Source organism: Paenibacillus contaminans, assembly GCF_003285015.1.
GTDB classification, from domain to species: domain Bacteria; phylum Bacillota; class Bacilli; order Paenibacillales; family NBRC-103111; genus Paenibacillus_V; species Paenibacillus_V contaminans.
In genome coordinates this window covers 22,186-34,516 of the sequence record NZ_QMFB01000040.1, presented here as the reverse complement: position 1 = coordinate 34,516, position 12,331 = coordinate 22,186, and the positions used below count along the sequence as shown (strand labels likewise).

Genomic DNA, 12,331 nt, shown 5'->3' with positions numbered 1-12,331 from the left:
CACCGCGCGCCGTGAGCAAAGCGCCATGCGAACCGGTTCGGCGACTCGGTCGCCGGGCGATACCCGCGGTGCGAGTGCCGGAAGCAAAGCGAGTTGTCGCCGGAAGGAACATACGAAACCGCAAATCGGATTCCAATGTGGATGGGGGAGCGGCATGCACAATGTGATAAGCAGCAGTTCGCTTATGAAAGAAGAATTTTCGTTCAACATTATGCGCCAAATCCAAGGGGAGATTCACGAGCACGGCCATGATTTCGTCGAGCTGGTTTATGTCGTGCGGGGCAACGGCATGCACGGATTTGGAGGCTCCCACTACGAGATTCAAGCCGGCGACGTGTTCATCATCAACCCCGGCGAGGTCCATTCTTACCATGTTGAGAACGGTGAGGAGATGGAAATCATCAATTGCTTGTTCATGCCTTCGTTAATTCCCGATACGCTGCTGCGCGAATTGGAAATTACCGATTCCATGGACTTTTTCTACGTTCACCCGTTCCTGAAAAGCGAAGTCAGGTTTAACCACAGGCTTAACCTGCATGGTCAAGACGCCTTCATCGTATCGTCGCTCCTCGACAATATGCTAAGGGAGTTCGGCAGCCGCGGCCCGGGTTATACGACAATCCTCCGGATGCAATTGATCGAATTGCTCCTGCTGCTCTCCCGCTACTATACCCTGGTTCAAAAGCAAAGAAGCACGATGCCGTCCCCGCGCCAATTGGAAAGAGAGATGACTGCACGCCGCGTGTACGGTTATTTGGAAAGAAACTTCGATAAGAAAATCACGCTGCAATCGCTCGCCGAATTGTACAATATAAGCATTCGTCAGCTAAATCGGGTCATACAGCTGGAATACGGCAAAAGCGTGATCGACGTGCTCCATGAAATTCGGATAAACCGGGCAAAGCTTTTGCTTATGGAGTCGGACGAGAAGGTGATTACAATCGCGACAATGGTCGGCTATGAGGATCCGTCTTTTTTCAACCGTCTGTTTCACAGACACGCAGGCTGCTCGCCCCGGAAATATAGAAGCGGCTTTGAAGAGCACAGATGGAAGGAAGGGAAAGAAGACTTTCCGAAAGAGGGATAACGGCGGCGAGGGCATGGTTGAGCTGTATGAACAGCCTCATTGGAGGGAAGGTGTATGCAGTGAGCGGTTCCGCTCCGAATATTCTGCTAATTACGGCCGATCAGCTTCGGTACGATTGCGTCGGCTACGGCGGGACATATCCCGTGCATACTCCGAATTTGAATGCGCTTGCAGCGCAAGGCGCCGCATTCACGAATGCGTTCTCCCATATTCCGCTTTGCTGTCCGGCAAGACAATCGCTTTTGCATGGCAGACGGCCGGAGACGTTCGGCGCATTGTGGAATTTCAGCGGCGCGCTGCCCGTCGCTTCGCTGCAGCCGGAAGCTTTCACTTGGACACGGAGCCTCGCGGATAATGGGTACCGGTCGGCTTTTCTTGGCAAGTGGGGCGTGCATCCTACGCTTGACGCGACAGCGTTCGGCTACGATTCCTATACGGGGGAGCTGGATTACCGCCGGTTTGCGGAGAGCCGTTATCCGGACGTGGCTTACACGAACGGATTTTTCGGTGAAACGAATCCGATACCGGTCGAGCATTCGCGAACGCACTGGTTTGCCGGACGCGCCGTAGAACAACTGGAGAAGCTGCAAGCTTCGGGCGCTCCATGGCATATGGCTTTGCATTTCACGGACCCGCATCTGCCGTGCCGGCCTTCCGGGCGTTTTGCCGACATGTATGATCCGGCCTCGATACCCGAGTGGGCGGGTTTTCGCGAAACGTTCGCAGACAAGCCTTACATTCAGCGGCAGCAGCTGCTTAATTGGGACATCGAGCATTACATATGGGAGGATTGGGCGCCGATCGTAGCCAGATATTACGGCATGATCAGCCAAGTGGACGAGGCGGTCGGCATCGTTCTGAAAGCGCTGAAGGAAAGCGGTCAAGACGATAACACGATCGTTATTTTTACGGCGGACCATGGCGATATGTGCGGCTCGCATCGGATGATGGATAAGCATTATATTTTGTACGACGATGTGGTGCATGTCCCCTTTATGATCCGCTGGTACGGCCGCTGGGAAAGCGGATTGCGCTGCGACCGTTTCGTATATAACATACTCGATCTGGTTCCTACGCTGCTTGAGGCTGCCGGTTTGGAAGCCGAGCCCGGATTTCTGCAAGGCCGCTCGCTTGTGCCGCTGCTTGCGGGACGGCAGGATGAAATTGTGGATTGGCGGGATGCGGTCGTCGCGTCCTATAACGGGCAGCAGTTCGGACTGTATACGCAGCGAATGATCCGAACGGAGCGATGGAAGTATGTGTGGAATACGACCGATATGGATGAGCTGTACGATTTGCTCGAGGATCCGGCCGAGCTGGTCAATCTGATCGGCGATCCGCCGTCCGAAGCGGAACTATCCGTTTTGCGCCGGAGGCTCTATGAGCAGCTCGCCGCAGACGGAGACGGACTTGTCGGCAACGAATGGATGCGGAGGCAGCTGCTTGGCGGGAGGAAGCTGTAGCAAGGGAAGCAGGCTGCATAGATATATAAGCAGCAAGCTTAAATACTATAATAGAAAATAGTTGAATGATATAAACGGGAGCTGCAGATGCGACTCCCGTTTATATCGTGATTTGAAGCATTTCCTTAATTGATTAACAACGGTTTGGATACAAAGGTGTGTGGTCTTCAGGATTGATTTCGCTGGATAGCCCGACTCGAAGTCTATATTCCCTCAATATCGCCAAATGCGGATGTCTCTTTCTGGTATTTTCCTCTCTATCCGGTTTAACGGGCTTTAGACCTCGAGAAACATCTTTCGTTAAGTAATCCTGTCCAAAGCACCATTTGATAAATGAATCAATAATGACGACTTTTCGAGTTTTGGTTTATGTATTTCGTTCGGGGGTATTTACAGCGGACAACCTTATAGTGGTAAAATATAGATAAGAATTATTGGAGGTGAAGGTATATATGGCTGAGTACAAAGATAATAGGAAGTTGAACTTTCTAATACGGCATCCAGAATATCATAACACCTACAAAAATTCACCTTTCCCTTATCAAATATATAAAATTGAAGCGTTCAATAATGAGGAAGAAAAAGGGAAGAAACTCCTCCATTTTATAGTTGATCGTCCCAGCCGCATCGCGGGGAATCCTCCTCCGCCGCTCAAGGTGCGAGTATCATCCTCGGGAGGGCTATGCCAATGAGGGATGCTGCAGAAGGTCAGCAGAAGCACGGGCAGCAAGAACATTTCGAGACGCTGCCGCTGTTCTCAACCACGGATAAGAACGGACGGATGACTATACTCCGGCCGGGACATCGCATCGGACGCGCGGCTCCGCTGATGCCGTGGCTGCTAACAGCCGCTGCACTGTGGGCGCTGACAGGCTCCGTGCCATTCGGCGCACTGCTCGGCATGGCGCCGACACCGGCGATCAACATGTTCCTCGGTCATCCGGTCACAGTGGGCGTCGCTGTTTTACTGCTGTTCGTCGCGATCGGTACGACCGGCGGAGTGTACTCGCGAGCGGTCGAGCAGTTCGGACAGACCAAGGTGGCCGGCCTGTTCGCGACGCTAGCGATAGCAGGAGGACTCGCAGCAGTCGCGGGAGTCCTCCTGCTCTGGACGCTGACAAGCGATCCGTCGCGCCCCTTCGACCTCGATGCCATAGCGACATCACCGACGATCCCGCCAGAGCTCGGCGCCGTCGTCGGAGCTAGCTTCGCCCTCTGGGCCGCCATCATACTCCTGCTGCTACCCGGCTCTATCGCCTACGCCCGGCGGCGTCAGGCGGACATCGAGCGACTCCGCGTGGAGGGTTCGTCATGCACCGGGACGTTGACCGCCGTGAACTTTACTAACAGCTGGCTCTTTCATTTCCCGATGTTCATAGTTGAGGTGAATTATATCGTCGACGGTGCTCCTCGTATCGTCTCAGCGCACATGCGCACCAGCGCCGACCGCGTTCCCATCGTCGGGTCGCGAATGATCGTGCTAACCGACGATCGCGGAACCACCCACATGGAGCTGGACCTGGTGAGTGGAGCGTCATTCGAGCCGGACGTGGAGAAGTATGCCCCGTCGGACGGTTGATTTTGCTGCCCTGACGCAACATGGTTATAAGGATTTCAAATAAAGGAAGATTCGGCGATGCGGAAGCGCGCGTATGCGATACGGTACGGACCACGGAGCTGCTCAGTGCAATGCTGAGCATAGAACCTGACCTTTTCTTGGACGGCACTCCTGTAAATCCGCAAATGTTTCCCAGTATCGAATAGATCGGATGATAACATGAGGCTTGGTCATTCCTTGTGGAGTGACGGGCCTTTTTGTGTTTCCAGGCAGGATAGAGAAAACTGGGGAATGAATACCCTAGAAAAGGAGAGCAGGAGTTGTTGGATATAGGAGGAATCAGTATAGCAGGATTAGATGAATCTGTTTATCAGAATGGAGTTGCGTCCCCGAAGGCGCCGCCAAAAAGGATGCTTGAAGCGGATTGATTCCGCTTCCAACCGATGCTAGTATTGGTATAACTATAATATCCTTGTAGAGGATTGAAGCGAAATGATAACAAAATGAAAATTTACCATCGCTGGCTTTTGTCGTACCTGCCTGTTTTTTTAACGATCGTCTCCGTTCTAATCTTTCTTTTTTTCACGGTATTGGGGAATTACTCGAAGCAGCAAGCAGTCAAAGCGAATGAAGTATTCGCCCGCAACATCTTGCAGACAACCGATTCCATCCTCCGTTTTTCGGAACAAACGATGATCAAGGAAATATTGACGAACGACCGGATACGGCTATTTTTTGACGGCGATACGTCGGGCGATCCTTTCGAGAATTATCTTATTTCCCAAAGAGTACGAGATTTGTCGACCTATTTGTTATCGATCGATTCGATTTATTTGTACCGGGCATCCGATCAAGTTGTGCTGACGACGAATACGATGATTTCGCTTGAGCAGTTTGCGGATCGCGCTTTTCTCGAAAAGGCGATGCAGGCCGAAGGCGCTCATGCGTGGTCCGTCATCCGTTCCTTCAGAGAATTTCAAGGAGAGACAGGCGTTCAGAAGCAGGTCATTTCCTTATCCAAAAAAATTCCGCTTAATTCCGGAGTACAGGGACTCATCGTGGCCAATATACAGCTGAGCAAGCTGGAAGAAGCGCTCCGGGAACTCTTGGTTTCGGATTTAAACTTTGTGACGCTATCCGACGCGAGCGGTGCGCCATTGATCGGGAGCGGGACAAGCTCGGGCAGTGTGTTGACCTCGCTCACTTCCGATTATTCGGGCTGGACGGTAATATCCGGTTTCAAGCAAACGAACGCTTTCGGCTATTTGTCCTCCATTTCGAATGTCTGGTATGCCGCTATGCTGCTCTCGGTGCTTGTGGGGATTATATGGCTATTCCTAGCTGCCCGGAGACATTATCGCCCGATTCAACTGATCGAATCCAACATCCGGCTGTACACAAGGAACGCCAAGCAATCTGCTGAGAAAACGGCATCGGGAGAACGGCAGGACGAATTTCATTTTATCCGAACGGCGATTGATGAACTGGTGGAGCACTCCAAAGATTTTGACAAAAAAGCAGAGGAGAGCGCAGGGTTTCGCAGAAAGCTGTTGTTTAAAAGAATCTTGGAAGGCACAGAGCCGCTTCTTGCTGAAGAGTGGGAGCTGGAGATGGAGCGGGCCGGATTATCCGATCAAGAATGCCGGATCGCTGTAGCCGTAATTGAGATCGATCATAGTAACAAATTTGTAGACGTCTATTCTCAGCAAGATCAAGGCTTGTTGAAATTCGCCTTAACCGCATCCGTTCGGGAAACGGGCCAGCAGATGGATCGACACGTATGGTGCGAGTGGATGAGTCAAGATCAATTGGCGGTTATGGTATTGGCAGAACAGGAGCAAACGGAATTCGACGCTTGGCTTCAAAGCTTCTGCAAGCAAGTCGGACATTGGATCGGGCAAAATTTGCCCTTTACGGTATCTTGCGGAATCGGAGCTGTCATCGACTCTCCGGGACACATCGCCAGATCTTACTCCGAGGCTTTGGAGGCACTGCAATTCAAATCGCATTTTGGCAGCAATTCGGTCATTTCGTACGGTGAGATCAATACTCCGCCGCAGGGACATCTCTTGGAATACGCGGATCAGATCGTTACGGCGGCACAAGCCTTCCGATCAGGACAGGCGAATTGGGAGGAGCAGCTTCGCGGTTTGTTCGCTATGTTCAAGAATGCCGCTGTCAGACGGGAAGATGCGGCCGATTTTATCAACTACTTCATCTTTGCATTGGACAAGGAGTGCAAGACGCTCCCGACCGGGCTTCGGTTGATCTGGGAAGAAGAGGCGCTGCCCGATATCAGAAGCAAAGTGAAAGGCTTTATCCAAATAGAAGAAGCGGAGAAACCTATCCGCACTATCCTTAAGACCTTATCGGAGCAATTTCAGCTGCAGAAGCAAAAAAAGGAAAGCCACAAATTAATTCTGCAAATCAAGGAGTATATAGAAGCGAATTATTCCAATCCCGATCTGTCGCTCAATCACATCAGCGAAAATTTTCAACTCCATATGAAAAGCGTCAGCCGATTGTTCAAAGAAGAATTCGGTGAAAATTTCGTCGATTATGTAGCCAAGGTACGGATGGAGCATGCGAAGAAACTATTGAACGAGGAGTCGCCTGATTCCGTACAGGAGATTGCACGCAGGGTGGGGTATTCCCATTCCATTACTTTTATACGCGTCTTTAAGAAATGGATCGGCATGACGCCGGGCGATTACCGTAAGATGAATCGTGAAACGAAGGAAGGGTTATAAAAGGAGAATCGTCTATCGGGAATTTTGTCTATCAGGCGTTCGAATTCGGTTTGAAAATAGGGGGAAAACGCGAAATCCGCTCCGACAGGAAGCGGTTTTTTTGATTATTCAGAAAGTATATGCGGAAGAGGCTCTAAATCTCGGTAAACGCCAGCGTCAAAGACGGCGGTAGGCGTTTATCCTTGCATTTCCGATTGAAAATGGTCTATCGGCGAGAATCATATCTATTGAGCGGAAGCTTCCCTTTCCCTATAGTTTGGGATGAAGACGAGAGGCGAAGGCGGATGTAACCATGATTCCGTGCAAACGGTAACATTCGCAATGAGCCGTACTGTATAGAGAGGAGACATAGGGAGTGGGGTTACGATTTCGCAAAAATATTCCGTTGTATTTCATGTTTGCGCCCGTCATTTTATTTTATTTGCTTTTTAAGTACTTGCCGATGTTCGGCGTTGTGATCGCCTTTAAGGATTACAACTTTATTCAGGGGATCATGAACAGTCCGTGGGTGGGATGGAAGCACTTCCGAATGCTGTTTGACAATCCGCAATCCTTAGAAATTATCCGTAATACGTTTGTATTAGGATTGTTGTCCATCTTCGTAGGCTTTCCTTTTCCGATTATTCTTGCCATCCTGCTCAACGAGCTTAGGAAATTATGGTTCAAGAGAGTCGTTCAAACACTGGTCTATTTGCCGCATTTCTTTTCATGGGTAATCGTAGGCGGGATCGTCTTGACGCTTTTTGCGCAGGAATCCGGAATCGTCAATCATCTCATGAAAGGGGTAACAGGAGAAGCCTACCCGTTTTTGTACAAATCGGGATCATGGATCGCGATTTTTCTCGGAGCGGGCGTATGGAAGGAAGCGGGATTTGCGGCGATTATTTATTTGGCTGCTCTCAGCTCGATCGATACGAGCCTGTACGAAGCGGCAAACATAGACGGCGCCAACAAATGGCGGAGAATCTGGCATATTACGCTTCCGGGCATTTCTTCGACCATCGTCATTATGTTCATCTTATCGATCGGCAATGTGCTTGAGGTGGGCTTCGATAAAGTATTCGTTTTGCAAAATCCGGTCGTTTCCGATATTTCGGAGGTCATCAGCACCTATATTTACCGGATCGGCATCGAAGGCGCGCAGTTCAGCTTTACGACCGCGCTCGGCTTGTTCGAATCGGTCGTCGGTCTTGTGCTCGTGCTGTTAACTAACAGAACGGCAAGAAAATTCGGGCAGGGTTTATGGTAAAGACATAACGTTGGAAGGTGAAGGAAATGAGAGTCTCATTTAATGAGAAACTATTTTATCAATTCAATGCGCTAGTGCTCGGTCTGATTGCGCTAAGCTGCTTGCTGCCTATCGTTCATATTGCCGCTCTCAGCATGAGCGATCCTCATTATATCGTATCGGGAAGCGTTTCGTTTTGGCCGAAGGGCTGGAGCTTCGACTCTTACCGCCTGCTGATCGACGGAACAAGAATTATGCAATCGTTCCTGAACAGTGTCGTCATTACGGTTTTGGGCGTCGGTCTAAGCTTGGCGTTTACGATCCTTGCTGCGTATCCGCTGGCGAGGACTTACATGTACGGAAGACGATTTTTCACATTGGCAATCGTATTTACGATGCTGTTTAGCGGCGGGATGATCCCGACTTATCTGGTCATCAAATCATTGGGCTTAATGAACACTTATGGCGCCATATGGCTTCCATCGCTGATTAGCACGTATTACATGCTGATCATGAGAACCTTTTTTGCAAATATTCCCGGAGAGCTAGAAGAAGCCGCCCGTATGGACGGCTGCGGGGAGTTTCGTTACTTGATTCGGATCGTTCTTCCGTTATCGCTTCCCGTTATTGCGACCGTAGCCTTATTTTACGCTGTGGGATACTGGAACTCGTTCTTAAGCGTCCTTATGTATATCCAAGATACCGAGAAATATAATTTGGCCGTTCTTGTTCAGCAGATGATCAGCAGTCAATCCCTGCTTCAGGAAATCAATAATTTGCCTGTTGGCGAACAGACTGCCGCTACACCCGAGGGCATTAAATCTGCGGGAATCATGATCATGGTCATCCCGATGCTGCTTATTTATCCCTTTTTGCAGAGGTACTTTATTCAGGGCGTTATGATCGGCGCGATCAAGGGCTGATGAGGCTTGGAGAGGAACGAGTGATCGATCGTTCACGAAAGGGGGTGATGCGCAGGTTCGGATATGCAGGCAAACGGTAAGGCTAGGGCGTGTTTGAAAACCCGCTCGGAGTCATCTTTCACCGCCTTTTCGCCCCATGCTTCGTTCCGTTTGCTTGACGTACCCCCGGTACGCCTTCCCAAACGCGCCTTGCCTGGAACGAAAATTCGGCGAAATCTGCTCTCCTCGGAGTATTCAAACACACCCTAGTGATAAACTGGAATCACACAAAACTTATTCCGGAGGGGTTCGAAGTATGAAGGGAAATAACAAGCTCAAAGCGGGAATGGCTATGGTACTGGTAACGGGGGCCTTGCTGGCGGCGTGCAGCAACAAGGAAACGCCTGCCGCATCCGAGAAGCCGGCAGAATCGGGAAAGCCTGCAACCTCGCAGCCTTCGCCAAGCGCAGCCAAACGCGGAGAAATAACGGCTTCCATCTATGACAGGGGAAATATTCCAGCGGAGGAAGGAACGCCGATAAAGAACAGATGGACGGATTGGCTCAATAAGAATGGTCCTACGGATGTCAACTTCATTTCGGTTCCCCGCAACGAGTCGGAGAAGAAGTTAAACGTGTTGCTTGCTTCCGGCGGAGCGCCTGACATCATGTTTGAATACAGCGCCCCCTTCAAAAATCAGTTATATTCGCAAAAGCAATTGATGCCGCTTGATGACGCGATTAACAAATACAGTACGGAGTACAAGAAGCTGCTGGAGAAATACCCGGCTTTGAAGAAGCTCGGTATGAAGGACGACGGCAAGCTGTACGGACTCGGCTATGTCGCGCCTTTGGACACGAATCATGTCCTTTATGTGCGCAATGATTGGCTAAAAAAGCTGAATTTGAGCGTCCCCCAAACGACGGAGGAGCTGTATCAAGTAATCAAAGCATTCTCTGCGCAGGATCCGGATGGCAATGGGAAAAAGGATACCTATGGCATTAACCTTAGTTTTGTAGGAGGGCAAATTGTCAGCGCCATGTTCGGATACAGCGAGTTTGGCGTAAATGGCGGCAATTACGTTCATCAATGGGATCGGGCGGCAGCCAATTATACGTTTAAGAAAAAACTGTATGATGACGGACTCGTCGATAAAGACTTTTTGACGGACAACAGCGGCGAGAAAGCGCAGCAGGATTTTGTTAACGGCAAGCTGGGTATGTTCGGAGCGAATGGCGGAGCGAACGCATTGGGTTATAAAGTTTATGAATCATTCAAGAAAAATAACCCGGATGGAGAAATCATTGCGATTCCGCTGCCGAAATCGGAGTTCGGTCAATTCAGTCCGGCCATCAATCCGCCTATCTTCATCACAACGGTCGTGAATGCCGTCGCAAAGGATCCGGAAGCGATTATCAAATACATTGATTTTCTCGCGAAAGACTCAACGGGCAAAACATTAAAGTATGGCATTGAGGGGACGCACTACCAGGTTGGCGCAAACGGATGTCCTGCACCAATCCAGCCGATCTCGACCAAGGAGGTTTCCTGGACGGCGGATTACCGGATGATGTCTTCTCCGATGGCGGAGGGGGATTGTGCCAGATATATTTCCCAGCTTGACCCATCCAAACCGCTTGATAAAGAGTTTACAGCGATTATTAAAAGCTCGGATGCGGCTTATTTACAAGCGGAGCGGCCGATTTATTACGACATCGACCAAAATTCCATGCCGTCTTTGCCGCAGGATTTGCTTCTGGTCAATACGAACGGAACAAAAGCGATCAATGATATTTGGTCGAAGGCGATTGTGGGCGGCGCTTCGTACACAATCGAAAAAGCGCTTGCGGACGCCAAGTCGGCATGGGAAAAAGCCGGCGGATTGAAGGTAGACGAGTTTTATCAGAAGTGGTATGCCGACAACAAAGCGAACGTTGTGCATACGAAAGAGTGGTATACCAAGTAGGACGGCCAGCGCGCGTAAGGCGGGGAATTCGCCGAGCGCGCGCCGCGACTAGGACGTGTCTGAAAACTCACTCGGGGTCATCTTTCACCGCCTTTTCGCCCCCTGCTTCGTTCCGTTTGCTTGACGTACCCCCGGTACGCCTTCACAAACGCGCCTTGCATGGAACGAAAATTCGGAAAAATCTGTTCCCCTCGGAGTATTCAGACACGCCCTAGCGTTCGGGCTTTTGGATTATCCGTTTCTCGTCTCTGATTTGCGATTGACCGAAGCAGGGACACTACATTCGAACATATAGGAGAAAACGCTTTCATGTATAACTTCGCCATAGTGGGATGTCAGCATGGTCATATTTCGATGTTTATTGAAGCCATGCTGAAGGCCGGACATCACTGCATAGGAATTTATGATCGTGAGCCGGATGTGCTGGCCGCGCATTTTGCAGAGAAATATAACATTCCGCTTGTGCGGGATGCGGATGACATTTGGCATTCATCGGCAACGATCATCGGTTCTTCGGCTATTAACGATGAGAAGATTGCCATTATTGAAACGTGCTGCGAGCACGGCAAGCATATTATGCTCGACAAGCCGATTGTTACGAATCGGGAAGGGCTCGATCGGTTGGAGGCCGTCATCGATCGGGGGCGAATTCAAATCGGGCTCCTGCTTACTTCAAGGGACAAGAAATCGCTTTTTACCTTGAGACAGATGATACAAGCCGGGGAATTGGGAAGCCTGGTCTCCATTACGATGCGCAAGCCGCATAAATTGACCCCGGGCAGCCGCCAAGCCTGGCATTTCTCCAAGCGGCAAAACGGCGGTATTATTATGGATTTATTCATTCATGATTTTGACATCCTCGGCTATTTGACCGGTCAGGCAGTCGCTTCCTCGACGGCCGTGTTGACGAAATCGATTTTGCCTGAATACCCGGATTTTTATGATGTCGCTGCCGTTCAATCGGTGATGAGCGGCGGCGTGGTTGCGCAATTGTACGCAGACTGGCACACGCCGGAGAAATGCTGGAGCTACGGAGATCTCCGCATATTCGTGACGGGGACATCGGGCAGCGCTGAAATCCGCTTAACGGGCGATCCGTCGGTCGGCCAGGAAGAGCTTTTGTTCACCGTCATGCATGACTGGCCGTTTGCCAAAATTCCGCTCCAAACGGTACCCTCGACGGTTACGGAAGACTTTTTGCTCCGAATAGAAGGAAGTCCTCATACGATTACGCATAGCGATTTGCTATCCGCGAGCCGTGCTGCCGTTGAAGCGGACGAAGCAGCCGTGATCGTAAGAAATCACGGGATGTAGAAGTTGTGTCGTTAATATCGCTACGCGATGTCTTGCTGAAGTTAACCGAAACCGGAGGTGCTG

The 12,331-nt window shown here is 50.5% G+C and carries 8 protein-coding genes; all 8 read left to right on the top strand.

What is annotated here, in order from left to right:
• Positions 1–154 precede the first annotated feature (154 nt).
• On the top strand, positions 155–1,087 hold the full coding sequence (locus DQG23_RS36945) for an AraC family transcriptional regulator (RefSeq protein WP_158560901.1): 933 nt from the start codon (positions 155–157) through the stop codon (positions 1,085–1,087).
• A gap of 59 nt (positions 1,088–1,146) precedes the next feature.
• Positions 1,147–2,550: a sulfatase family protein gene (locus DQG23_RS36940; protein ID WP_158560900.1), complete on the top strand. Its 1,404-nt coding sequence runs from the start codon at positions 1,147–1,149 to the stop codon at positions 2,548–2,550.
• A 688-nt stretch (positions 2,551–3,238) separates the two neighbouring features.
• A complete protein-coding gene (locus DQG23_RS36930) occupies positions 3,239–4,129 on the top strand; it encodes a hypothetical protein (RefSeq protein WP_113036064.1) in 891 nt (296 codons plus the stop codon).
• A gap of 482 nt (positions 4,130–4,611) precedes the next feature.
• Positions 4,612–6,858, top strand: a complete 2,247-nt coding sequence (locus DQG23_RS36925; protein WP_113036063.1) for a helix-turn-helix domain-containing protein — start codon at positions 4,612–4,614, stop codon at positions 6,856–6,858.
• A 394-nt stretch (positions 6,859–7,252) separates the two neighbouring features.
• Positions 7,253–8,107 carry an ABC transporter permease gene (locus tag DQG23_RS36920; RefSeq protein ID WP_113036091.1) on the top strand — a complete coding sequence of 285 codons (855 nt, stop codon included), beginning with the start codon at positions 7,253–7,255 and terminating at the stop codon, positions 8,105–8,107.
• Between the two features lie 26 nt (positions 8,108–8,133).
• A complete protein-coding gene (locus tag DQG23_RS36915) occupies positions 8,134–9,009 on the top strand; it encodes a carbohydrate ABC transporter permease (protein WP_113036062.1) in 876 nt (291 codons plus the stop codon).
• A 295-nt stretch (positions 9,010–9,304) separates the two neighbouring features.
• Positions 9,305–10,954, top strand: a complete 1,650-nt coding sequence (locus DQG23_RS36910) for an extracellular solute-binding protein (protein ID WP_158560899.1) — start codon at positions 9,305–9,307, stop codon at positions 10,952–10,954.
• 309 nt (positions 10,955–11,263) lie between these two features.
• Positions 11,264–12,268 carry a Gfo/Idh/MocA family protein gene (locus DQG23_RS36905; protein WP_113036060.1) on the top strand — a complete coding sequence of 335 codons (1,005 nt, stop codon included), beginning with the start codon at positions 11,264–11,266 and terminating at the stop codon, positions 12,266–12,268.
• The last annotated feature ends 63 nt before the right edge of the window (positions 12,269–12,331 follow it).